20 protein-coding genes are annotated in these 23,505 nt (G+C 53.5%); 3 read left to right on the forward strand and 17 right to left on the reverse strand.

Going from position 1 to position 23,505, the window contains the following annotated elements:
* Positions 1-73 precede the first annotated feature (73 nt).
* The 8 genes from fdrA to AC16KF_RS06050 form a co-directional block, all read right to left on the reverse strand.
* Positions 74-1,747, reverse strand: coding sequence for an acyl-CoA synthetase FdrA (gene fdrA / locus AC16KF_RS06015; RefSeq protein WP_484036390.1), 1,674 nt, complete (start codon positions 1,745-1,747; stop codon positions 74-76).
* A 79-nt stretch (positions 1,748-1,826) separates the two neighbouring features.
* Complete coding sequence (locus AC16KF_RS06020) at positions 1,827-3,158, reverse strand: amidase (RefSeq protein ID WP_484036391.1); 1,332 nt, start codon at positions 3,156-3,158, stop codon at positions 1,827-1,829.
* A 227-nt stretch (positions 3,159-3,385) separates the two neighbouring features.
* A complete protein-coding gene (locus tag AC16KF_RS06025; protein WP_484036392.1) occupies positions 3,386-3,907 on the reverse strand; it encodes a (2Fe-2S)-binding protein in 522 nt (173 codons plus the stop codon).
* 13 nt (positions 3,908-3,920) lie between these two features.
* Positions 3,921-4,799, reverse strand: a complete 879-nt coding sequence (locus AC16KF_RS06030; protein WP_484036393.1) for an FAD binding domain-containing protein — start codon at positions 4,797-4,799, stop codon at positions 3,921-3,923.
* Positions 4,800-4,861: 62 nt separating this feature from the next.
* The gene (locus AC16KF_RS06035; protein ID WP_484036394.1) at positions 4,862-5,932 is read right to left on the reverse strand and encodes an XdhC family protein; all 1,071 of its coding nucleotides are present in this window, start codon (positions 5,930-5,932) and stop codon (positions 4,862-4,864) included.
* A gap of 55 nt (positions 5,933-5,987) precedes the next feature.
* Positions 5,988-7,289: an isocitrate lyase gene (gene aceA / locus AC16KF_RS06040; protein ID WP_484036395.1), complete on the reverse strand. Its 1,302-nt coding sequence runs from the start codon at positions 7,287-7,289 to the stop codon at positions 5,988-5,990.
* A 95-nt stretch (positions 7,290-7,384) separates the two neighbouring features.
* Entirely contained in the window at positions 7,385-8,962 is a 1,578-nt protein-coding gene (aceB, locus tag AC16KF_RS06045) for a malate synthase A (protein ID WP_484036396.1), read from the reverse strand.
* A 383-nt stretch (positions 8,963-9,345) separates the two neighbouring features.
* Complete coding sequence (locus tag AC16KF_RS06050) at positions 9,346-9,792, reverse strand: SRPBCC family protein (protein WP_484036397.1); 447 nt, start codon at positions 9,790-9,792, stop codon at positions 9,346-9,348.
* A 406-nt stretch (positions 9,793-10,198) separates the two neighbouring features.
* On the opposite strand from AC16KF_RS06050, the gene AC16KF_RS06055 reads away from it, so the two are divergent.
* Positions 10,199-11,563 (forward strand): uracil-xanthine permease family protein, encoded by a 1,365-nt coding sequence (locus AC16KF_RS06055; protein WP_484036398.1) that lies wholly within the window; start codon positions 10,199-10,201, stop codon positions 11,561-11,563.
* A gap of 211 nt (positions 11,564-11,774) precedes the next feature.
* On the opposite strand, the gene aroQ is transcribed toward AC16KF_RS06055, so the two are convergent.
* The 9 genes from aroQ to aroH all read right to left on the reverse strand — a co-directional run bounded on the left by aroQ (position 11,775) and on the right by aroH (position 20,482).
* On the reverse strand, positions 11,775-12,200 hold the full coding sequence (gene aroQ, locus AC16KF_RS06060; protein ID WP_484036399.1) for a type II 3-dehydroquinate dehydratase: 426 nt from the start codon (positions 12,198-12,200) through the stop codon (positions 11,775-11,777).
* A 58-nt stretch (positions 12,201-12,258) separates the two neighbouring features.
* Positions 12,259-13,773, reverse strand: a complete 1,515-nt coding sequence (aroB, locus tag AC16KF_RS06065) for a 3-dehydroquinate synthase (RefSeq protein ID WP_484036400.1) — start codon at positions 13,771-13,773, stop codon at positions 12,259-12,261.
* Positions 13,774-13,817: 44 nt separating this feature from the next.
* A complete protein-coding gene (locus AC16KF_RS06070; protein ID WP_484036401.1) occupies positions 13,818-14,297 on the reverse strand; it encodes a VanZ family protein in 480 nt (159 codons plus the stop codon).
* Between the two features lie 156 nt (positions 14,298-14,453).
* On the reverse strand, positions 14,454-15,629 hold the full coding sequence (aroC, locus tag AC16KF_RS06075; protein ID WP_484036402.1) for a chorismate synthase: 1,176 nt from the start codon (positions 15,627-15,629) through the stop codon (positions 14,454-14,456).
* Positions 15,630-15,725: 96 nt separating this feature from the next.
* The gene (gene aroE / locus AC16KF_RS06080; RefSeq protein ID WP_484036403.1) at positions 15,726-16,607 is read right to left on the reverse strand and encodes a shikimate dehydrogenase; all 882 of its coding nucleotides are present in this window, start codon (positions 16,605-16,607) and stop codon (positions 15,726-15,728) included.
* 63 nt (positions 16,608-16,670) lie between these two features.
* The gene (gene aroA / locus AC16KF_RS06085) at positions 16,671-18,041 is read right to left on the reverse strand and encodes a 3-phosphoshikimate 1-carboxyvinyltransferase (protein WP_484036404.1); all 1,371 of its coding nucleotides are present in this window, start codon (positions 18,039-18,041) and stop codon (positions 16,671-16,673) included.
* 43 nt (positions 18,042-18,084) lie between these two features.
* On the reverse strand, positions 18,085-18,954 hold the full coding sequence (locus tag AC16KF_RS06090) for a prephenate dehydrogenase (protein ID WP_484036405.1): 870 nt from the start codon (positions 18,952-18,954) through the stop codon (positions 18,085-18,087).
* A 3-nt stretch (positions 18,955-18,957) separates the two neighbouring features.
* Positions 18,958-20,004 carry a 3-deoxy-7-phosphoheptulonate synthase gene (aroF, locus tag AC16KF_RS06095; protein WP_484036406.1) on the reverse strand — a complete coding sequence of 349 codons (1,047 nt, stop codon included), beginning with the start codon at positions 20,002-20,004 and terminating at the stop codon, positions 18,958-18,960.
* Between the two features lie 106 nt (positions 20,005-20,110).
* Positions 20,111-20,482 (reverse strand): chorismate mutase, encoded by a 372-nt coding sequence (gene aroH / locus AC16KF_RS06100; RefSeq protein WP_484036407.1) that lies wholly within the window; start codon positions 20,480-20,482, stop codon positions 20,111-20,113.
* 428 nt (positions 20,483-20,910) lie between these two features.
* Here aroH and AC16KF_RS06105 point away from each other — a divergent pair, with 428 nt between their 5' ends.
* Together AC16KF_RS06105 and AC16KF_RS06110 are read left to right on the forward strand one after the other, a co-directional pair.
* Complete coding sequence (locus AC16KF_RS06105; protein ID WP_484036408.1) at positions 20,911-22,104, forward strand: hypothetical protein; 1,194 nt, start codon at positions 20,911-20,913, stop codon at positions 22,102-22,104.
* Positions 22,101-23,444, forward strand: coding sequence for an Hsp70 family protein (locus AC16KF_RS06110; RefSeq protein ID WP_484036409.1), 1,344 nt, complete (start codon positions 22,101-22,103; stop codon positions 23,442-23,444). Before AC16KF_RS06105 ends, AC16KF_RS06110 begins: the two co-directional genes overlap by 4 nt.
* The last annotated feature ends 61 nt before the right edge of the window (positions 23,445-23,505 follow it).

Raw genomic sequence — 23,505 nt, forward strand, 5'->3', positions numbered from 1 at the left:
TAATTATCTCCATTTTATAACTGGAGACTAGAGACTTGAGACTGACTAATCTCTAGTCTCCAATCTCTAATCTCTATTTCTTCATCTTCGCCAGCAGACTCGCCAGCCGTTCATTCCCACCCGCAGGCGGCTTCCACTCCACATGCACGGCTTGCGCGCCTTGGGATATGAGGCTTTCATAAAACGACTCCAAACCGACATTGATTCCAGCCAGCGGTTGTTTGAGTTGCGCTAAATTCACAGGCGGGAATTGATTCGCTTCACGATGGCTAAACTTCAAACTGATGTATTCGACTGCTTCTGATGCAGTGCGAAAAACTTTTACTCCCGCATCTTCTAATTGGGAGATTTGAGATTGGAGATTCTGCGGGTCTTCATCCGTCCCAATCACAATCGCCACAAACTCCAATTCTCCAATTCTCTTCTCTCGAATCTCCTTTATCACAGGCGCTAACTCCCCCGCAGGGTCAAGGTGCGAACCTTCGCCGAGAACCACGTCGAAGAGGATCATCCCCACTTCCGCATCCGCCGCTTCCTGTTTCATCCGTCTGATTCGCAGATCGTTATCAATCATCGGATGCAAACGTCCGACCATGAAGAATTCGTCGCCGAGATCAATGATGGTGTGGGCGTGGCTATGAAGAGGGTCATCCAAATTCTGAGAATTAGTGATTGGAGAATTGGAATAAAGCGGAGAAAGACTTGCTTGCAACCCGACCATAGTTTCGTAGGCGAGAGTTCCACCTGAATACAAACCTCGCAAAAACCGAGAATTAGAGGATTGGAGAATTCTCTGATTCTCTAATTCTCCAATGGAAATCTCCGCCGCCTCACTCAAACTGACCGCAAAATGCAAATTGCCGATCTTCCTCGCAGGCGCGGGATAGCCAATAAAATAAACGACAACAGGCTTGCCAGTGGATTGCGCCGCAGAAATTAATTGCGTGGCAACGTCAGGCGACGGCGGCTTGGAGATAAGCGCAATGACTTTCGTATCAGGGTCGCGGGCTAACACATCGAGGGCTTGATGCGCCGTGATCGCGCCAACATCCGATTTCAAATCCCGCCCGCCTGTGCCGATGGCGTGAGAAATTCCCGCGCCGAGATTGTGAATTTGCGCCGTAACCGCCTGCGTGCCCGTTCCCGATGCGCCGACGACTCCTATCGAGCCGCGCCGCACGCGGTTGGCGAATCCTAGCCCGATGCCGTTGATGATGGCTGTGCCGCAATCAGGTCCCATCACGAGCAGACCTTTTTCACGCGCCGTTTTCTTCAATGAAATTTCATCTTCGAGTGAGACGTTGTCGCTATAAAGGAAAACGTGCTTGCCAAGTTCCAACGCTTCGCGCGCGACACCCGCCGCATAGCGTCCAGGCACGGAGATCAACACCCAATTTGCCTCAGGCAATTGTTTCACCGCCGCGCTCAAACTTCGTGGGCGGAAGTCAAGAGAATCTTGAGAATTAGAGGATTTTCGGCGTGCGAGAAGTTCATCTACTTGACCAATCGCATTTTCGGCAGAGGTATCATCATTCGCTTTGACGACGATCAGCAGATCATCGGGGTTGGCGGAAATGTCTGCTGGCAGGAGGTTGTTTGTTGCAAGCAAATCTCGATTGGCTTGAGTTGCCATGACGACGCCCGCATCAAGCACGCCGTTCAATTCAAGCAAGCCGCGTTGAAGCTGCATCAGCACAACCGAGTCGTAATACGCTCCCGCGCGGACGTTCCATTTGACGACTGTCATATTTTGCTCATCTCACGTAGCGCGACATTTATGTCGCTTGCAAGCAGTAGGCGACATAAATGTCGCGTTACAAATTTTGTCATATCTTTCTCACAACCTTTTCAATCTCTTTTGCCCAGGCGAGCAATGATTCATCCGCATTCCATTTACCGACGAGTTGTAATCCCATTGGCAAACCATCTCCATTTTTTGTTGTAGGGATGTTTATGGCGGGGAATCCGATCTGCGTCCACGGCAGGCACATGACGGGGTCGCCTGTAGAGTCGAGTCCCTTCGGGGCGGGCCCGATCGCTGGAGGGCAAATCCATAAGTCAATGTTGTTGTCGTTCATGGTTTTGGTAATTTGTTCTCGGAAGGTATTGCGGGAAGAGATTAGAGACTGGACGCTTTGCGTGGAGACTTTTTGTCCGCGTTTGATGAGATCGGAGAATTTAGAGGAGTACAGCGATTCGTATTTTGCAAACCATTCTTTGTGTACTTGTGAAGCATCGTAAGACATGATGGCGTCGTGACGGGATTTGATCTCACCAAATTCATCCATAACTTGGACAGAACGCAATTCGTAATTTGCGCTTAGTAATTTACACACCTCATGAAAATGCTTGAGACCTTCTTCAGTTGTATTCTCCAAATATTTTCCTTCAGGAATCCCAAGCACAGGTTTTGAATCTCCAGTCCGTCGTGCTGAGCCTGTCGAAGCATCTAATCTCCAGTCTCCAGCACCCAATTCTCCAATTCCCCAATTCTCTACCAACACAGTCGCAACTCGCCCCACCGTCTCCACATCCTTCGCAAACACCCCAACATGATCCAACGTCGGCGAAAGCGGAATGACGCCCGCGCGCGAAATTCTCTCGTACGTTGGTTTGAAACCGACCACGCCACAAAACGCGGCGGGACGAATCACCGAGCCGATGGTCTGCGTGCCAAGCGCGAGGTCACAAATCCCCGCGCCGACTGCCGCGGCAGAACCACTGCTTGATCCGCCAGGCGTGTGATGTTTATTGTGCGGATTTCGAGTTGGACCTGGTGTGAAATAGGCAAACTCGGTCGTGACCGTTTTGCCAAGGATCAACGCGCCTGCATTTTTTAATTTTGTAACGCTTGCGGCTTCATCGCCTTGTAAATCTTCTGCGGGCAGTTTGCTTCCCGCCTGTGTGACGAAACCACCCACATGGAAAATATCCTTCACGCCGAGAGTCATCCCAAACAACGGCGGACGACTTTTCACGTCGGGAAATTTCTGAGTTAATTCTTCCGCGTCTTTTTGCAATCGTTCAAAGCGATTGGGTTCGGGAAGGAAAGATAGAACTTCGGGTTCACGAGAATCGAAGAGAGACTGGAGACTGGAGACTAAGTCTCTTGCAGAGATTTCGTTGTTGCGGAAGGATTGGGTGACAGATAAGTTCATATTTCCATAAATATCTCGTTGGTCGAGTAGCGAGTGGCACCTTGCGCCATTGCGAGCGTATCGAGACCAACATGGAAGCAACGCGATTTTGTCATCAGGATTTCACTTGTAACTGGTCGTCTCGATACGTCCCGCGATGCTTCGTCTTCGCTATCGCTCAGCACGCGGGACTACTCGACCACCGAAGTCTCTAATCTCCAGTCTCTAATCTCTAATTCTCCAATTCTCTATTTCTCTGCCTCTCTCATTTTCTCACTCGCCAACCTCACCGCATCCACAATATGCTGATACCCCGTACAGCGACACAGATTCCCAGAAAGCGCGTGGCGGATCTCCTCTTCGGTTGGATTTGGGTTTTGTTTCAGGAATGGAATCATGCTCATCAAAATGCCAGGCGTGCAGTAGCCGCATTGAAGTCCGTGCGCTTCCCAAAAGGATTGTTGAAGTGGATGCAGACCCCCCTCTTTCTCTCCCCCCATTTCTCCGAAATGGGGGGAGACGGAGGGGGGCGCAAGTCCTTCAACAGTTGTAATCTCATGCCCATCGGTTTGGACGGCGAAGGTCAAACATGACCTCGCCGATTCGCCGTCGAACATGATCGTGCACGCGCCGCAGACTCCATGTTCGCAACCGACGTGCGTGCCAGTGAGTCCAAGTTCGTGGCGCAGGAAGTCGCTGAGCAACATGCGCGCTTCCACATCGCGGGTATATTTTTGTCCGTTGACCGTGAGGGTGATGGTGTGCGTCATAATGATCAATTCTCTAATTCTCTTGTGTTGCTCGTTCCGCCGCGATCTTCAACGTCTTCATCGTCAGCGTCTTCGCCAAGTGATGTTGGAACTCAACCGAAGAGTGGATATTTCCGAACGGCGAAATTTCTTTTTCGCTCGCATGTAACGCGGCAGATTCGATCAACGTGTCGTTCAACGCTTCGCCCACCAAACTTTGCGCGGCTTCGACGGCGTCCACAGGCCCATCGCCTGCATTCAAGTACACCAATTTCACCGATCTGCATTTTCCGTTTTCATCCAACGTCACAGTTGTAGCAACGCCCATCATGGCGTAATCGCCTGAGCGCGGCGCGACTTCCATAAACGACCAGCCTGTGCGCGGCGCGGCAAACGGCAATTCGATCTCCACCAAAACTTCATCGGGTTCAAGCGCAGTGGTGAACATCCCTGCAAAAAAATCTTTGGCGTCAAGCCATCGCTCGCCAGATGTGTTTTTCGCTTTCAATCTCGCGTTCAGCGCGATCATCAACACGGGCAACTCAGCGGCGGGATCGGCGTTGACAATGCTCCCGCCGATCGTGCCGCGGTTGCGGATCTGCGGATGCGCGATGGACGGCACGGCTTCATGCAACAGCGGCGCATATTTTTTTATCGAAGCGTCGAATTCCAAATGTCGTTCGCGCGCCATCGAACCGACTCGAATCACGTTCCCCTCTTCGCGAATGTAACTCAACTCCCTCGCGCGATTCAAGTCAATCAACACGCTCGGTTGCACAATGCGGAAATTCATCGCAGGCACAAGGCTTTGTCCGCCCGCCAAAAATTTGGCGTCGTCGCCGTATTGACTTTTCAAAATCACAACTTCTTCGATGGAGTTTGGAGCGTGGTATTCAAAGGGGGCTGGTTTCATTTATTATGTCATTGCGAGGGCGATGCTGTTCGCCTGAAGCAATCTCCTGTTCGATAAGAAATTTAGAGATTGGAGACTAGAGATTGGAGATTCTGCGCTTCTCTCTTCCCTTCAAGTTGATTCTGTTTCCTGAAAGTTTGCACGATCTGCGACATGACGGCGAGCGCGATCTCCTCGGGGTTTTGCGCGCCGATGTCCAAGCCGATCGGCGCGTGGACCTTGTCCATCTGCGATTCGCTCACGCCGTCGCCCAGCAATCTTTCTCTTCGTTTTGCATTTGTGCTCTTGCTCCCCAACGCGCCGATATAAAACGCGGAACTATTCAATGCCAATTTTATCGCAGGGTCGTCAATCTTTGGGTCGTGTGTCAGAACGGCGATGGCAGTGGACGAATTGATCTTGACTTGTTCAAACGCATCGTCAACCCAAGTTTGGATTAATCTATCCACATGCGGGAATCGGGTTTCGTTGCCCCAAGCCTTGCGCGGGTCAATGAGGATAGTCTGATAGCCAAGCGTTTTTGCGAGTGACGCCAACGCAATGGCAATATGCACGCCGCCGACGATGACCAACGTTGGCGCGGGTCGAATGACATTGATAAAAACCTGCGCTTCTTCTATTGTCAATTGTTGCGGCGCTGAAATTTCTGGTGATAGGCTTAACACACGCGAGTCCATTTCGTTGCCAAGCGAACCCGCGATGATTTGATCTTCTCGAATCAGAATTTGCTCCCCGAGCAATTCATCTGAGCCGCCAATTATCGTGACGTGAATCACGCCCTCTTCATGATTGATCACTCGTTTTATTTCTTGAAAAACTTGCGCATCCAACGGCTGGACGAAAACGTCAATGCTTCCCCCACACGCCAAGCCAACACTCCACGCCGTTTCGTCTGCCACACCGAAATGCAACAGTTGCGGATGATTTGTCTTCAACACCCGCATCCCCGCTTCGATGACCGCGTTCTCCACGCACCCGCCGCTGACCGAGCCTGTGATCTTTCCGCTGAGGGTGAACGCCATGTGCGAGCCGATCTTGCGCGGCGCGGAACCCCACGTTTGAATCACGGTGGCGAGCGCAATAGACTCCCCCTCTTTCTCCCAGTGTTGAATATCAGTGAGTATGTCGCGCATGACCGCAGAGGCTGAAAAGCGCCTTCAAACTCCGCGACCGGCGACCCATGAGCGGTTAATGACTGACGCTAAATTGCTGTTCTTCTGTGGAACCTTTCATGGCAGACGTGGAGACATCGCCGCCGGTCACAGCCATTTGCACCTGGTCGAAATATCCCGCGCCCACGAAGGATTGATGCTTCACAGCGCGGAAGCCCATCTCGCGTTCCATCTTGAATTCGTGTTCCTGCACGTTCACAAAGGCGGTCATACCTGCGCGGGCGTAATTCCATGCCAGATCGTACATGCTGGCGTTGAGGGTATGGAACCCCGCCAGCGTGATGAACTGAAACTTGTAGCCCATGTCGCCTAATTCTTCCTGGAACGCCGCGATCTGCTGGTCGTTGAGTTTGCGCTTCCAATTAAACGATGGAGAGCAATTATACGCCAATAATTTACCGGGATGGCTGGCGTGGATCGCTTTGGCAAATTCGCGCGCTTCGTCCATATCGGGCGTGGAGGTTTCGCACCAGATCAGATCCACATACGGAGCGAATTCGAGCGCGCGCGCCACAGCATACTCAAGCCCGTTTTTGACGACCCAGAACCCGTCGGCGGTGCGTTCGCCGCTGAGATGTTCCTGGTCCACGCGGTCGATGTCGCCGCGGATGAGCGTGGCGCTGAGCGCGTCTGTGCGCCCGATGAAAAGGGTGGGCACGCCCTGCACGTCTGCCGCCAGCCGCGCCGCGATCAACTTCTGCACAAAATCGTGGATCGGCACCAACACTTTTCCGCCCATGTGCCCGCACTTCTTCATGGAAGAGAGTTGGTCTTCGAGATGAATGCCCGCCGCGCCCGCCTCGATCATGCCTTTGATCAATTCAAAAGTGTTGAGCGGTCCCCCAAAGCCAGCCTCCGCATCGGCAATGATCGGAGTGAAGTAATGCACTTCGCCGTCGCGCCCCTCCATGTGCTGGATCTGATCGGCGCGGATCAACGCGTTATTGATGCGGCGCAACACGGTCGGCACGCTCGTCACCGGGTACAGGCTCTGGTCCGGATACATCGTCAACGCGTCGTTCGCGTCGCCTGCCACCTGCCAGCCGCTGAGATAGATCGCCTTCAACCCCGCTTGCGCCATCTCCACCGCCTGGTTGCCCGTCAATGCGCCGAGCGCGCGAATAAATTTTTCGGCGTGGAGAAGTTCCCACAACCGTTCCGCTCCCATGCGGGCGATCGTGTAATCGTGTTGAAACGTCCCGCGCAGGCGGTCCACTTCCTCGGCGGAATACGGGCGCTTCACGCCCGCCCAGCGCGGACTTTGCGCCCACTCGCTCTTCAATTCATCGACAGACTTGGGTTGGTATTTATGATACATGGTCCATTCTCCTTTGTAAAATTTGTGGTCGGGCGAACCAGCCCGCGCGTCGGCGAAGAAGCGGCGTACGAGGCGAGTCTCAATCAGGAGGGCGGTCAATCCAAATAGTCATATGCGGGAAGCGTGAGAAAATCGGCAAAGGATGTGTCCAACGTCAGGCGATCGAACAACTGTTTCGCCTCTTCGATTCGGCTCGACGGGTAAGCCTGCTCGCCATACTGCGACCGAATCTTCCCCATTTCTTCCTCGAGAAAACCGCGATACAGTTCAGCCGTCATCGCGCGCCCGTCTGCCAGCGGCGCGTGATGATGAATCCACTGCCAGACTTGCGCGCGCGAAATTTCCGCGGTGGCGGCGTCTTCCATCAAGTTGTAAATTCCCACCGCGCCCGAGCCGCGCAACCAGGCATCCAGATATTGCAAAGCCACATTGATGTTGAGTCGCGCGCCCGCTTCGGTAATGCTGGATTCGCGTATTTTGAAATCCAAAAGATGCCCCGCTTCAACGCGGACATCCTCCCTCAACTTTTCTTTTTGATGAGGTCTCTCGCCCAGCGCCTGATCGAACGCCTCCGCCGCGACCGGCACAAGGTCGGGATGCGCCACCCAGGTGCCGTCGAAGCCGTCGCTTGATTCGCGCTGTTTATCGGCGCGGACTTTTGCCAGCGCGGCTTCATTGACCTGCGGGTCTTTTCGGCTGGGTATGAACGCCGCCATGCCGCCCATGGCATGCGCGCCGCGCGTATGACAGGTCTTCACCAGCAATTCGGTGTATGCGCGCATGAACGGCACGGTCATGGTGATCTGGGAACGGTCGGGCAGAATCACGTTTGGATGGTTGTGAAATTTTTTGATGATGCTGAAGATGTAATCCCAGCGACCCGCGTTCAACCCGGCGATGTGATCGCGCAGTTCGTAGAGAATCTCATCCATTTCGAAGGCGGCGAGGATGGTTTCGATCAGCACGGTCGCTTTGATCGCGCCGCGCGGCAGGTGTAGCGCGTCTTGCGCGAAGTTGAAGACGTCGTTCCATAAGCGGGCTTCAAGATGGCTTTCGAGTTTGGGAAGATACACATAGGGCCCGGAGCCCTTATCGAGCAGGCGTCGCGCGTTGTGAAAAAAGTACAAACCAAAATCGAACAGCGAAGCGGAGATCGGTTTACCGTCTACCAGCGCGTGCTTTTCAACGAGGTGCCAGCCGCGCGGTCGGACCATGAGAACAGCCACCCGTTCGTTGAGGCGGTAACGCTTGCCGTCGGGAGAGGTAAAGTCAATTGCCCGTTCGAGCGCGTCGCGCAGGTTGATATGCCCCTCGATCATATTATTCCAAGTGGGAGAGTTGGCGTCTTCGAAGTCTGCCATGAAGACGTTTGCCCCGGAGTTGAGGGCGTTGATGACCATCTTGCGGTCGGTGGGACCGGTGATCTCGACGCGGCGGTTTTGCAGGTCGGCTGGAATGGGCGCGACCTTCCAATCGCCTGCGCGGATGGGACGGGTGGCGGGCAGAAAATCGGGCAGGCCGCCGGCGTCAAACTCCTCCTGACGCGCAACGCGCGCCCTTAGCATGCTAAGTCGGCGCGCGCCAAATTCTCGTTCGAGTTGTTCGAGGAACCGCAGGGCATCCGCGGTCAGGATTTCATCGAAGCCCGGTGATACTGTGGTCGTTAGTTCCATCAAGATTCCATCATGATCGATTCACTTCTTGTTGATGTATGGACGGTAACGTTGAAAGAATGTTACCATACTCTCGCGCTGGAACGAAGATTAAATGAGATATTGAAACAGGAATCTGGATAACATTGGTATTATTTTTTTCCCACCATACATTGTGCCGCAAAGTTTACTTTGCGACTATAGGTTGAGAAAAAACGGGCGAATGGCAAGATTCTCTACCATACATGAGAAGATTTTTACCGCAAAGCACGCTAAGGTCGCCAAGTTAAAAAGGTTTTCTTTGCGTTCTTTGCGGGTGTCGCATGGCGCCATGGCGACACTTAGCGGTGCAAATGTACGGTAGAGAGTGGCAAGATAAATCTTGCCGTACTGCGTAAGGTGAGTTAATGATCCTCAACCCTTCTCTTCACTTCATCATAGAACAATCCCGCCAGTTTTTGCGATACAGGCAACATCAACCTTGAGACCAAACTCGCCAGTTGACCAGAGACGTTGACATCCGCCGTCCATTCGACGAGGGTGCAATCGTCGGGCGCGTCGGACATTTTCATTTCGCTGACGGCATCGGCTGTGCTTCCTGTGGCGTTGCCATGCGCTTTGAGTTTGGCAAAGTTTGGCTCGTCCAGTTCGAGAATGTCCACATCGCCGTTGAATTTCGCTTTGACGGAGCCCAGCCCCACCGAAACAACACCGCGATATTTTTTGAGTTTCTCGATCTCTTCCACTTTTTCGATGCCCGGCACGCACTGACCCAGTTGATTCGGGTCGGTGAGGAAATCCCACACTTTTTTGCGCGGCGCTTTGATGGTGACGTTGCCTTTGAGTTGCATGGAAAGAATCTCCTCGAGGATTGCTGGCAATACGGATAGTAGAGCGGACGTTAGAGAGCGTCCGCTACACGGGGTAGTGTAGCACAGTGACGATGCGAGCGTCAACGGGAGAGAAAGGCGTCCATGCCGAGGCAGGCTGAGGTCCGGAAAGAAGCGGGGTTCAATCCCAAATCGGCGTATCCCCACCTGAATTCGAGGGTTATGAAGGGTAAGATGAGAGTAGTCGGGTTGCCGGAATTTGATCTCATGAGGAACACGCTCATTGCCATGAGTTCGTCTACCGCGTATGTTGTCGCCATGCAAAAGCCGCTGGCGACTTTTTATTTGGAGGTGCGAGGGGTTGATATTTACGATCGCAATTAAATAAGCATGGCAAGACCAACCCATCAACAAGAGGAGAACTGCAATGGCTAAAAGTAATGTGATCGGCTACATGCCCAACGATACGCCCCCGATGGGGCAGACTATTCTATTGGGCTTTCAGCACGTGTTGACGATGTTCCCCGCGACGGTGCTGGTTGCCGCGTTATGCGGGTTCCATGTGAGCACCGTCCTGCTCGCTTCGGGAATTTCGACGATCGTCGCGCTGGTGTTATCGCGGCGCGGCATCGGCAACTTCATCCCGCTTTTCTACGGTTCAAGTTTCGCGTATATTGCCGCGTATATCGGCATCGCGACAGCCATGACCGGCTCCGCGCCTCAGTTCGGCGTGCCGGTTCCCAACGAGGTCATCAGCACCATGCAGGCTGGCATCGTGGTGACCGGTTTGTTGAACATCCTGGTCGGTTTTATCATCCGCGGTGTGGGGAAGGATAAATTTGACATGATCTTGCCGCCCATCGTCACGGGTTCGGTCGCGGCGATCATCGGTTTCGGTCTGGCGTTCGCCGCGCTGGGGCAAATGGCAAGCGCCAACTTCACGGTTTCCTTTGTTACCCTAATCGTGACGATTATGCTCTCGGTCTATTTGCAGGGCAGAGGGTTCATCGGAATGCTTCCCATTTTGCTGGGCGGCATTTTCGGGTACGTCTTCTCGATGATCGTGGATCCGGGTTCCGCCAACACGGCGGCAATCGGCGCCGCGCCGTTATTCGCGATGCCCAACATCACCTTCCCATCGTTCAGCGGCGAATTGTTCCTGACCGCCGTCATCAGTATTTCGATCATGGCGATCGCCACCATCCCCGAGTCGACCGCGCATCTATATCAGATGAGCCTCTACGTAGACCGCTTCGCTGAAGAATCGGGCCGCGAAAAGATTAAACTCGACAATTACATCGGTTACAACCTGGTCTTCGACGGCGTCGGCGATTTCTTGAACGGTCTGATGGGCGCCACCGCCGGCACCAACTACGGCGAGAACAACTCGCTCATGGCGATTACCCGCAACTACTCCGGGCCCGCGTTGATCGCGGCTGGCGTCATTGCCATCCTGCTCGGCTTTGTCGGAAAATTGCAGGCGCTTGTGGCATCCGTTCCGCTGGCGGTGAGCGGCGGGTTGGCGATCTATCTCTTCGGCGTGATCGGTATGCAAGGCATCGCGCTCATTCAAGAGAATAAGGTCAGCCTGTTCAGCCCGCGCAACCTCGCCATCGGCGCGGTCATCATGATCGTGGGCATCGGCGGGAATATCGGATACCCCGGCGGATTCCTTCCGATCACCATCCCCGGCATTTTCCCCAGCGGATTGCCCGCCATTGCGACTGCGGCTGTGTTGGGCATTCTCATCAACGCGGTCTTCCTGATCTTCAAACCGCCGTCGGATTCATAATTCAACCCGCTTCACCCTCGACGGGACGGCCGAATCGGCTGTCCCGTTTTTTGTTCGTCCCATTTTTTGACCCGCGAAGTCTGCCAAGGGTTCGTAAAAATATAAAGTTCCTATTGGGGATGCAATTCGATTTGCTTGGCAAATCGCGCATCCCGCTCGCAGTTGCACTGCGAGCGAACAGACATACGGCGGCGCATTTTGAGGCTTGTCTTTATTTCTCCACCAACGCGCGCAACGCGAGCGCGTACGATTTCCATCCCAGCCCTGTAATTTTCCCTTTGCAGACAGCCGAGATCAACGATGTGTGACGAAACTCTTCACGCGCGTACACATTCGAGAGATGCGCTTCGATGACGGGGATCTGAATCGCGCTGATCGCATCGCGCAACGCGACCGATGTGTGTGTGTACCCGCCAGGATTAAACACCACGCCGCTTGCCCACGTCCGCGCGTCGTGTAATGCGTCGATCAACTCGCCTTCGTGATTCGATTGCAAACATTTCACTTCCGCGCCCAACTCTTTTCCCAACTCGATCAACTTCGCGTTGATGTCATCAAGAGTCATCGAGCCGTACACGTCAGGCTCGCGTGTTCCCAGCAAATTCAAGTTTGGTCCATGCAAGATTAAGATTTTCATGTTGACTCCGTAACGCGACATTCATGTCGCGCATTGCAAAGGCGACATAAATGTCGCGTTACAAAACTTCATCCACATTCGTTACATCCACCAACTCCACCCTGCCGATCTCAACAGGCAACGCAAAGCGGATGGACTTCGCGCTCTTCTTCTTATCTACCCTCATCGCGCGGATGATCTCCTCGCGCGGCATCTCGTCGGGGATGCGAGTCGGCAACCCCAAATTTGACAACGTGGACTCAATCGCTTCATCCGACCCTCGACCTGCCACGCCAACCCTGACAGCGTACGCCGCCTCAGCGACCATCCCAATCGCAACGGACTCGCCGTGACTCAACTTGAATCCGCTGACGAGTTCCACCGCATGTCCCACTGTGTGACCGAGATTCAGCGCCGCGCGGATTCCTTTTTCGTACGGATCCTCTTCGATAATATTTATCTTCACCGCCATCGCGCGTTTGACGATCTCTTCGAGATTATTCTTTACCCAATCCATTCCATTTGAACACAATGCAAACAACTCGGGGTCGGCAATGATCCCGTGCTTGACAACCTCCGCCATGCCAGAGCGCAGGTCGCGGTCGCTGAGGGTGAGCAAAAGGCTGGGGTCAGCCAGAACCAGTTTGGGAGGGTGAAAAGAACCGATTAGGTTTTTTCCCTCGGGCAAGTCGAATCCAGTTTTGCCTCCAATTGAAGCATCCACCATGGCGAGCAGAGTCGTCGGCACGGCGATCCAATCAATGCCGCGCATGTACGTGGACGCGGCAAAGCCAGCGAGGTCGCCGATCACGCCGCCGCCGAGGGCAACGACCGTACTTTTGCGGTCGAGTCCGTATTCGAGAAAGGCTTTCCATAAACGGGAGACGGTTTCAAGATTTTTATGTTCCTCGCCCGCAGGGATGATGATTGATCTTTCGATGTTGATTTTATCGAGATGATGTTTGGCAACATTTTCGTCGGTGACGATGAGGCTTCCGTACGCAATACTGCGCAAATTTCCAATTTGTCCAACCCGAACATCATACTCACCCATCGCAGAGAGATGATGGCGACCCAACATAATTTGCGCGCGGTGCGCGATCTGCTCAGCGGATTGATCGTCAACATCGAGTTTCAACGTGAACGAATCATAATGCTCGCGGCGATTTTCAAGCAACGACTTGAGTTTCGATTTCAAATCACCCACAAGCAATGGACGTTTGTTTGAATCTTCGTTGAGTCTTGCGAGAAGCGTATCCAACTCTGCCGTGAGCAAAACAATCTTGCCACTGCTCTCCACGTGTTGACGATTTTCATCGCGCAACAACGCGCCGCCGCCGAGGGCAACCACCGATTCCCCTCTCCCAGTGGGAGAGGGGTTAGGGGTGAGGGTGATCTCCCTCAACGCCGACGATTCCAAATCACGAAACGCCGACTCGCCCTGCCCCTCCATGATCTGCGGAATGGACATGCCCGCCTTCGATTCGATGACGCGGTCGAGGTCAATGAATGGAAGTTTGAGATTCCGCGAAAGGATTTCTCCGATCGTGGTTTTGCCTGTGGCGGGTGGTCCGTAGAGGAAGATGTGGGTCATGGTAAATAGAAAGTAGGGAGTTGCGAGTGAACAGTGAGCAGTTATCAGTGGTTATGCTGGCAGACTATATCATGGACATAGGCAAAGATGTGGCGAGGTTGGCTCTGAATTTTTTGAATGACGTAGAGATAAATCGCTCCAAAAATGCGGAAGATGCCATAGCCAAGTAAAACTCCAATGGCGTTGAGGATGAGGTCGTTGATGTCTACGGCGCGGAAGGGACTACGCAATAAGAGAGAGATAACGAGTTGGACAAACTCAAACGTAAAGCCGACAACCAGCGCCAGCCAAAAAATGTTCTTTGGCTTGATGCGGGCGATAAAGTTGACGCCAAAGCCGAACGGAATGGTAAGCAGGATGTTCTGATAGATTTCCCGAATACAAAGTTCCAGTCCGCGCGGGTCGCAATAACCAAAATCAAACGGAATAAGATTGATGTTCGGCTTGAAGTCGGATACGGCGTATCCGATTGGAAACGGAAATACAACAACACTGACGACATTAATGATATAGACGCCAAACACAAAAGAGAAGAGGACTCGAAAAGGATCTTTCCATTTCAGCCATATCCCAATGAGAACTAAGACGAGAATCGCAAATGCAACACAGAAAGCATTTACATCCATGAGGGCTAACATGTCTACGTGTATACCTGTTTACCTGTTTCCATGTTTACACCCTCACTCCCAAAACACGTGCGGAGTATTATCCATTTGCAAATCGTCAAGTGTTGCTTTGCGCAACGATTCAAAACGCGGTTTGATCTCGTTCATCGAGTCGCCGCCGAGTTTTTCGAGGAGCGCATCCGCCAGCACGAACGCGACCATCGCTTCCAAGATCGGAACAGCGCGAGGCACGGGGCAAAAATCGGAGCGTTCATATTTAGTGGGAGCATTTTCGCCGAGAGCGAGGTCAACGGTATGTTGCGGTATGAGAGTCGTGGCAATCGGTTTCATCGCGGCGCGGATGATGATCGGCTGTCCGTTGGAGATTCCGCCTTCGGTGCCGCCTGCCCTGTTGGTCAAACGTCGAAGGTCAAAGGTCGAAGGTTGAAGGTTGATCGCGTCGTGGGCTTGTGTGCCAAGTCGTTTGGCGTTTTCGAACGCGTCGCCGACTTCGACACCTTTGATGGCTTGCACAGACATGATCGCCATGGCAAGTTTCGCTTCGAGGCGTTTGTCCCATTGAACGAAACTTCCCAGACCAACAGGAAGATTCAACGCGACGATCTCAAGGATTCCTCCCAGCGTGTTTTTTCCGTGTATCGCTTTTTCGATTTCATCCCGCATCCTCTGCGCGGACGTGGGGTCTGGGCAACGCACATCGGACTCTTCCGCAAGCTGGAAGCGTTCTTCATAAGGCATGTCGCCGAAGTCTGCTTGAGTTTCGCCGATGGATGAAACGTATCCGCCGACGACGATACCAAACTGCGCAAGAAAATGTTTGCATACCGCGCCGACCGCGACGCGCATGGTCGTCTCTCTCGCGGAGGCGCGTTCGAGCGCGGGACGTAAATCTTTGTAGCCATATTTGACCGCGCCTGTTAGATCCGCATGCCCAGGGCGCGGACTCGTCATCGGCTCGACGGCTTTACCCTTCCATTTAATGTGATCGGCATTTTCGACGAGCATGGCAATCGGCGCGCCTGTGGTTTCTCCCGCCATCACGCCGCCGAGGATCTGCACAGTGTCTTTTTCAATTTTCATCCGCCCGCCTGAGCCGTACCCTTGTTGGCGGCGAGTCAATTCTTTGTTGATGATGTCAGGCGCGAGAGGAAGTCCAGCAGGCATACCGTCGAGGATAGCGGTGAGCGAGGGTCCGTGTGATTCGCCTGCGGTGAGGAAGCGTAGGGGCATGAGGGGCTCCGAGTGGAAAGTGGAAAGTCAGTGAGCAGTGATTAGTTATCAGTGAACAGTAATCAGTGAAGTGAGGAAAGACGAAAGAGGAAAGAATTATGATTCGACTGATTGATGGAGTATTTCTCTGGAAGGTATGCAACCTGTCCATAGTTCAAAAGACAGCGCGGCTTGTTCGATGAGCATACCAAGTCCTGTGGCGGCGCGAAGTCCTTGTTGGCGGGCTTCTCTAACCAATTTTGTTTCTCTTGGGTTATACACTAGATCATAAATGAAAGCGTTGGAAGGCAATGACAGATTTTCGGGGAGGGGGGATTCGTCAATGTTTGGAGTCATGCCCAATGGAGTGGTGTTTACGAGAAGAGAGAGATTAGAGACTAGAGACTGGAGATTGGCGTAATTAGTAATTGGTAATTGGTAATTGGGGAATGAGATCGCAAGTTCTTGCGCTTGTTCGATGCGGCGGGCGGAGATGGTTACGTTCCAACCGTCATTCAGTAACGCGTAAACAACCGCTCGCGCTGAGCCGCCTGCGCCTAAGACGATTGCCGATTTTTCCCTCACCCCTGCCCCTCTCCCAAAGGGAGAGGGGGATTCTGCGAGGAATTTTCTCAAATCCGTCAAAAATCCAGCCGCATCGGTGTTATCGCCGATGAGTTTGGATTCTTTCAGGTAAATGGTGTTGACCGCGCCGATGGCTTTGGCTGTGGGAGTCAGCTCATCGAGAAACTCGATCACGTTTTGTTTGTGTGGGATGGTGACGTTGAGTCCGTGTAGTTCGCCTGTGCGGAGGCGGGCGAGGAGGTCTTTCAATCCTTGTTTGTCGTCGGGTGCAATTGGGAAGAGAGAGTAGTCGCCCTGTAAGTTGCAAGCCTTTAATGCGGCGGCATGAATAGTTGGCGATAACGAATGGCTTAACGGGTAGCCGATCAAACCAAGATGGAAGGATGAAGGATGAGGGATGAGGGGTGAAATCATGGGTACGAGTTACGGGATACAAGTTACTTGTTTACGTGTCTACCTGTGTACTTGTTTACCTGTCTACGATAATTGTTTGAGAACCTCAAAAAAGTTTGGAAAGGTTTTGGAAACACAATTTGGGTTTTCAATCGTGACACCATCGAAAACCAAGCCGATGAGGGAGAATGCCATTGCCATGCGGTGGTCGTTGTAGGTTTGGATGGTGGCAGGCTGGAAAGTTTGGCACGGGTAGATCGTCATGCCGTCTTCGTGTTCGTCCACTTGGACGCCGAGGCGGGCGAGTTCGGCGCAGGTGGCGTGGACGCGATCCGTTTCTTTGTGGCGGGCGGAGGCGATGCCGCGGATTCGAGTTGGCGAAGTCGCAAAAGGCGCGATCGCCGCGAGGGTTTGGGCGGTGTCGGGGAGGTCGCGGAGGTCAATGTCAATGCCGCGAAGTTCGGAGTGACCAGTGACCAGTAAGCAGTGATCAGTTTCGGTCACAGTGCATCCCATCTGCGCGAGAACATCGAGAAATTTGATGTCGCCTTGCACGGAGTTGCGCGAGATGTTCTCCACTTTGACGGTTCCTCCGCAGATGGCTGGCGCGGCGAAGAAGTAGGAGGCGGCGGAGGCGTCGGATTCAATAGGATAGGAAGAGAGAATTGGAGAATTGGAGAATTGGGTGTTGGAGATTGGAGACTGGAGACTGGAGATTGGAGATTGGTATTTAGTAATTGGTACAGTGAAGGATCGGTAATCGTTTCGTTGAACTTCAACTCCGAAGTCTTGCATGATGGCTATGGTCATATCCACGTAGGGCTTTGAATTCAGTTCGGTGGTGAGTTCGATTTCGATGGGAGATTCGGCGTATGGGGCGACCATGAGGAGGGCGGAGAGGAATTGGGAGGAGATGTCGCCCGCGATTTTGGTTTTGCCGCCGCGCAGACCGTCTGCGGTGATTTTGACGGGAAGGAATACCTGACTACTATCCACGGAAGATGGACGAAAGTTCATAGCCCAGGGTTTATCGTCCGCAGTGGTAATGTTTGCTCCTAATTGAGTCAAAGCATGAACCAAATCATGAATCGGGCGTTCGCGCATGCGCGGCTCTCCATTTAAAACATACTCGCCGTGACCGAGCGTCAGAAACGCGGAGAGGAATCTTGCGGCGGTGCCCGCATTGCCGATGAAGAGTTCGGCGTTGGGCGCGGGGATTTTTCCGCCGAGACCTTGCACGGTCATTTCGGAGTTTGTTTCGTCGAGTTGAACGTCAAAGCCCAATTCTTGTAATGCTTTCGCAAAATAGTTTGAATCGTCCGAGAATAACGCGTTGGTTAATTTTGTTCTGCCGTTTGCAAGAGCCGCGATGAGCAAGGCGCGATTCGTCAGCGACTTGGAGCCAGGGACGCGGACGCTGGCGTTGAGGGGATGGGAGATGGGAGTGATGCGCATTGAGGAGTAGAGAGTAGAGGATTAGAGAATAGAGATTGGAGGATTAGAGAGTGGAGAGTGGAGATTTGTGGGTTATCTCTTGATAAGCAAACCGCGACTTATTCAACAATTCTTCCATCTGAAAGTAGTTTTCGTTCTGCAAATTTTCTTCGAGTTCCGTTAGCGATGCGCGAAACGACTGGATCGCGCTCAAAACATTTTCACGATTCGATTGCAGTATGCCGATCATCATGCGCGATGGCGTGTCTGCAAGGCGCGAGTTGGAGCGGAAGCCTGGTCCGATCAATGCGGCGAATTCTTCGGGCAGTGTGTTAACCAGAGCCGAAGAGAGCAGGAAGGGCAAATGGCTTGTAAACGCCAGAATGCGGTCGTGCGCTTCGGCAGACATTTCAATACAATTCGCGCCAACGGTTGAAATTATTTGTCGAGCCGCAGATCTCGATTTTGGCGTGGTCCGCTCCGATGGCGTGATGACGAACGGCGCGTTTCGGTATAGATGGGCGTCGGCGTTTTCCAAGCCGAGTTTTTCCTTGCCGCAGATCGGGTGCGCGCCGATGATCTCAAAGTTTTCGGGCAGTTGATCCATGGATTCGACGATCAATTTTTTTGTCGAACCCACATCCATCACGATGCAGGATTGTGTAATGAAGGATGGCAGTTTTGGAAGGATGTCTACCATCACATTCACAGGCGTTGCCAGGATCAAGACATCCAGTTGCGACATGGAGGACAAGTCGCTCGAAGCGTGGTCAACGATCCCTACGGCGAGCGCAAGCTCAACCGTGGGAAGATGCGTGTCGAATCCGATCAGGCGGGCGCATTTCCCTTTGAGACTCATCGCCAGCGAGCCGCCCATGAGTCCCAATCCAAGAATCCCAATCGCAGAATCTTCGAGCGAAAAGCCATCCTCCATGGATCACCAGCCCACAGTCGCAGGCTTTTCGATGGGCGCGATGCGGCGTCCCATCACTTCGGCGATGGCTTTCACTTGTTTGACCATCTCGGCGAATTTTTCGGGCTTGAGCGATTGCTTGCCATCGGAGACGGCTTTCGCGGGATCGGGATGGACTTCGACGATGATGCCGTCGGCGCCCGCCGCAATGCCCGCGCGCGCGATGGGCGCGACGTAATCGTAATGACCTGTGGCGTGCGACGGATCGAGGATGACGGGCAGATGCGTTAGATTTTTCAACACAGGGATCGCGTTGATGTCGGTCGTGTTGCGCGTGGACGTTTCGAACGTGCGGATGCCGCGCTCGCACAGGATGACCTGCTTGTTGCCGCCCGCGAGAATGTATTCGGCAGACATGAGCAGTTCTTCGATGGTGGCGCTGAGACCGCGTTTGAGCAAAACACTTTTGCGCGTTTCGCCGAGCATACGCAACAGATTGAAATTTTGCATGTTGCGAGCGCCCACTTGAAAGACATCCACATAGTTCAGCATGAGATCGAGTTGCACCTGCGACATGATCTCGACGACGATAGGCATGCCCGTTTGCTCGCGCGCCTCGGCAAGATATTCGAGTCCCTCTTCGCCGAGTCCTTGAAACGCATACGGCGACGTGCGCGGTTTGAAGACTCCGCCGCGCAACGCGTTCGCGCCCGCTTCTCTCACCGCGTGGGCTGTCTCCAAAATTTGACTCTTCGACTCCACCGCGCACGGACCTGCGATGATCACAATGTCGTCTCCGCCGACGCTGAAGCCGTCGATCGGGAACACAGAATTTTCAGGATGCACTTGCCGCGAGCCAAGTTTGAACGGTTGCGAGATTCGTTTCACTGATTCAACTCCATCGAGAATTTCAAACGGGTCGAGCGACGGGATGTGGAACTCGCCCACCGCGGCGACGATGGCGGTTTCGACTCCGTAGGTGATGTGCGGCGTCAGCCCGTGTTGTTTGATGACGTTCACAACTCCTTCGAGTTGTTGCGGGGTGTAGTGCGGTTTCATTACGATGATCATGGTGGTTTCTCCTAAAGGGTGAATGATGAATTATGAAGGATGAATTTCTGGTCGAAAGTCTTAGGTCAAAGGTCAAGCGACTTGTGACTTTCGACATTTGACTTGTTCATTGAGCCGCAACCAGATCGGGTCTCAGTTTCACCGCGTCACGCAGATAGACGTGGGTGATTTCATTTTGAGGCACATCGGTATTCCATTGGATTAAAACCCGAATCACTCGCGGCAGGCTGTTTGGCACGGGGATTTCGCGCGCGCACATCATCGGGACGAGTCCCCAGCCGATCTGCCGCGCCCCCTCTGCGGGGAACGTGGAGACGAGATCGTCGGTGACGGTAAAGAGCGCGCTGGCGATGTCTTCGGGGATCATCCCTTCGTTAGACGCGAGAATCGCAGTGAGCAATTCCCGCGTCGCTTCGAGGATGAGGTCTGGTTCGTCTGCGGCGACAGTGATCGCGCCTCGGATTCCGCGTGTGGGCATACATGGCTCCTTGTGCAACGCGAGATCGTATCTCGCGCTGCGAATAAAATAAAAGAGCGAGACCGTGTGGTCTCGCTCTTTGCGTGAACAGAGTTACTTTCTGTCTACTTAAGCGCCACCAACGGCAACCGAGTCTCGGAAACCGTAAAAATAAAAGTACGCAAACCAGCGGGCTGACTTAAGCATGTTGGGCAGTATTCTATGCTAATGAAGTAATTGCGTCAAGAGTCGTTTCTTGTACACGGATTTCACGGAAACCACGGATTGAATCTTTTTATCACGGTTTTTCCGTGAAGGTCAGTCAATCGTAGGTCAGGCTTGTAGCCTGACGTTCTTCTGATGTACAGCAATTGGCGGGTTAAAAACCCGCCCTACAATTACTTGTGCAAGAAGTCTACAGTATAATTTTTGGTTCGAGGAATCCCACCATGTCGTTATCAAACAAAATCGAAGAATGGATGAAAGAAGCCGAGGCGCGACCCGAGTCCGCGGTGACGATTGTGCGGCTGATCGCCAGGCGTTTGCGCGAGTTGAGCGAACGGGACGAAGAACTGCTGGCGGAGAATATCGCCTTACAGAACGGCACGCGCGTGGAGGAGTATCAGAAGCGCATCGCCCATCTCGAATATCAACTCGACCTCATCAAGCGGCGGTTCGGCGTGGACGAAGGCGCGCTGGTCGAACTCCCCGCGCAACCTGTCGAAGCGGCAACGCAAAATTTGTTGATCTACAACGCGCAGGGACGGATCCTCCGCCTCGAATTAAACTCGGATGTAAAAGAACTCGGTCGCATCACGAGCGACATGTCCAACGACCATGAGCCGCCGCGCATCCTCGCCGTCCCATCGAATGAAGAAGCGTTGTTGCTGTACACATCGGGTCGGGTCAGCACATATAAAGTGAGCGACATTCCGCTCATCAAAGTCGGCGGCGCGTGGGAGTGGAGTCAAGCCGCGTTGCCCGATGAGCCGCGCGCGGGCGAACTGCTCGCTTGCATCACGCCGTTCTCGCGCCTGCCCCTCTCCGATTTCTTCCTCCAAATCAGCCGCCGCGGTTGCGCCAAGAAAACGATGACCTCCATGGCGCAGTCCATTCTCGGCAATCATTACATCGGCAAAGGCGCGATACAAAAATCCGACCAGCCATTTGATCTCACGCTCTCGCACAAAAATGATCGCGCGGTCTTCGTCACATACGAAGGCAAGGTCATCGCTTTCGACGTGGACGACCTCTCGTACGCCACCGAGGAGCGCGTCCGCCTCGCCGCCACCGATTATGTCATCGCGTCGTTCATCACGCGCGCCGACGACTCACTGCTCTTCGTCACGCAAACGGGCAAAGTGATTCACCGCGAAAGCAAAAGCATCGAGACATCCAAATCGTCCGCCGCAAAAGGACAAGCGTTGATTCCCCCCTCGCGGCTTGAGCAGGGAGTCCGTTTTGTGGGCGCGGCATCGGTCAAGGATTCGGATTCGATCATCGTGCTGGATGCGACGGGGCGTCTCCAACTCCTCGAAGCGGATTCCATGACGGGAAGCGGTTCGATCTCAGCCGAGGCTTGGATCCTCTCCATCGGGCTGATCCAAGCTGACGGGGGAAAGACGCGGAGCGTGTCGTCATGAGTCTCAAAGTCGGAATTGACTTCGGCACATCCAATTCGGGAGTCGCAGTCTACGATGGGCAACGAGTCCGCGTGTTGCCTGTTGACCCGAAAAATGTTTTGCCTGAAGTCATCAAGACCGTGTTGTACATCACGAAAGAGTATCGCGCGTATCTCGGGCAGGAGGCGGTGGAGACGTATTACCGCGATAACGTCAATCGTCAGCGGCGGTATGTGAAGCAATGGGCGGGCGAGATCGAATATCGCGGCGCGGATCTGTTTTACATGCGCGATATTTTTGTGTACGTGGACGAGTTGAAGCCTGGGCGTTTGTTGCAATATCTCAAGACCGCGTTGCGCAAGGACAATTACAAAGGCACGCAAATCTTTGAACGTTATTACAGCGTGGGTGATCTGGCGCAGACGTATTTGAGTCTGTTGAAGCACCGCGCCGAAGATGTGTTGGGCGAAACGATTGAGGCGGTGACGTTGGGACGCCCCGTCAAATTTTCCGAGTCGGCTGAACTCGACTCCAAAGCGCAAGAGACGTTGCGCGCGGCGGCGCATGAGGCAGGCTTCAAAGAAGTGGACTTTGAACTGGAGCCGATCGCCGCCGCGTTGGATTACGAACAATCCATTACGAAGCCGCAGAACGTCGTCATCTTCGACTTCGGCGGCGGCACGCTCGACATCGCCGTAATGCGACTCGGCGATGCGAAGAGTCGTAAGGTCTATGCCAGCGGCGGAGTGGACATCGCAGGCTCCGACTTCGACCGCGCGATCATCGAGAAGCGCATGTTGTCGCATTTTGGTTTCGGCAAAGTCAAACATCACCCCGAGATCATGCAGATGATCGAGGCTGTCCCCGATTGGATGGCGCTCCCCGAAATGGGCACGCCCATCAACAAAAATATTTTAGATAAAGCCATTCAAGCAAAGGTTGCGCCCGTCCGCTTGAGGGCGTTGGAGCATTTGATCTACAACGATCTGGCGTTCACTTTCTACAACCGAGTCGAAGCAGGGAAGATCGCCCTATCTAATGAAGGCGCGACGGTCATCACCCTCGAAGATAAAGACATCGCGCTGTGGGAACTGTACACCCGCTCGCAATTCGAATCCGATATTCAGCATTATCTGGTGGATGTGGAAAAAGTTCTGCTCGATACAGTTGCCAAATCGGGACTTGAGATCGGTCAAATTGACGCGATCGTGAAAACGGGCGGCTCGTCGAATATCCCATTGTTCACGGGGATGCTGGGGAGACTCTTTGGCGCGGAGAAAGTGAAAGAGTCGAACGCGTTCAGCAGTGTGGTCGCTGGGCTGGCGATCAAGGCGTTCAACCAGTCATCGGTGGTTGAGTAGCGATGAACGGAGTGAGGAGCGTATCGAAACCACCAAATTTCAAGAAGAAATCTTGTAACAA

The sequence above is a fragment of the Candidatus Defluviilinea gracilis genome (assembly GCF_057138825.1).

Excerpts from the sequence above, each read along its gene's own strand:
- fdrA (WP_484036390.1), bottom strand. The coding sequence starts at position 1,747 with ATGACAGTCGTCAAATGGAACGTCCGCGCGGGAGCGTATTACGACTCG.
- AC16KF_RS06020 (WP_484036391.1), bottom strand. The coding sequence starts at position 3,158 with ATGAACTTATCTGTCACCCAATCCTTCCGCAACAACGAAATCTCTGCA.
- AC16KF_RS06025 (WP_484036392.1), bottom strand. The coding sequence starts at position 3,907 with ATGACGCACACCATCACCCTCACGGTCAACGGACAAAAATATACCCGC.
- AC16KF_RS06030 (WP_484036393.1), bottom strand. The coding sequence starts at position 4,799 with ATGAAACCAGCCCCCTTTGAATACCACGCTCCAAACTCCATCGAAGAA.
- AC16KF_RS06035 (WP_484036394.1), bottom strand. The coding sequence starts at position 5,932 with ATGCGCGACATACTCACTGATATTCAACACTGGGAGAAAGAGGGGGAG.
- aceA (WP_484036395.1), bottom strand. The coding sequence starts at position 7,289 with ATGTATCATAAATACCAACCCAAGTCTGTCGATGAATTGAAGAGCGAG.
- aceB (WP_484036396.1), bottom strand. The coding sequence starts at position 8,962 with ATGGAACTAACGACCACAGTATCACCGGGCTTCGATGAAATCCTGACC.
- AC16KF_RS06050 (WP_484036397.1), bottom strand. The coding sequence starts at position 9,792 with ATGCAACTCAAAGGCAACGTCACCATCAAAGCGCCGCGCAAAAAAGTG.
- AC16KF_RS06055 (WP_484036398.1), top strand. The coding sequence starts at position 10,199 with ATGGCTAAAAGTAATGTGATCGGCTACATGCCCAACGATACGCCCCCG.
- aroQ (WP_484036399.1), bottom strand. The coding sequence starts at position 12,200 with ATGAAAATCTTAATCTTGCATGGACCAAACTTGAATTTGCTGGGAACA.
- aroB (WP_484036400.1), bottom strand. The coding sequence starts at position 13,773 with ATGACCCACATCTTCCTCTACGGACCACCCGCCACAGGCAAAACCACG.
- aroC (WP_484036402.1), bottom strand. The coding sequence starts at position 15,629 with ATGCCCCTACGCTTCCTCACCGCAGGCGAATCACACGGACCCTCGCTC.
- aroE (WP_484036403.1), bottom strand. The coding sequence starts at position 16,607 with ATGATTTCACCCCTCATCCCTCATCCTTCATCCTTCCATCTTGGTTTG.
- aroA (WP_484036404.1), bottom strand. The coding sequence starts at position 18,041 with ATGCGCATCACTCCCATCTCCCATCCCCTCAACGCCAGCGTCCGCGTC.
- AC16KF_RS06090 (WP_484036405.1), bottom strand. The coding sequence starts at position 18,954 with ATGGAGGATGGCTTTTCGCTCGAAGATTCTGCGATTGGGATTCTTGGA.
- aroF (WP_484036406.1), bottom strand. The coding sequence starts at position 20,004 with ATGATCATCGTAATGAAACCGCACTACACCCCGCAACAACTCGAAGGA.
- aroH (WP_484036407.1), bottom strand. The coding sequence starts at position 20,482 with ATGCCCACACGCGGAATCCGAGGCGCGATCACTGTCGCCGCAGACGAA.
- AC16KF_RS06105 (WP_484036408.1), top strand. The coding sequence starts at position 20,911 with ATGTCGTTATCAAACAAAATCGAAGAATGGATGAAAGAAGCCGAGGCG.
- AC16KF_RS06110 (WP_484036409.1), top strand. The coding sequence starts at position 22,101 with ATGAGTCTCAAAGTCGGAATTGACTTCGGCACATCCAATTCGGGAGTC.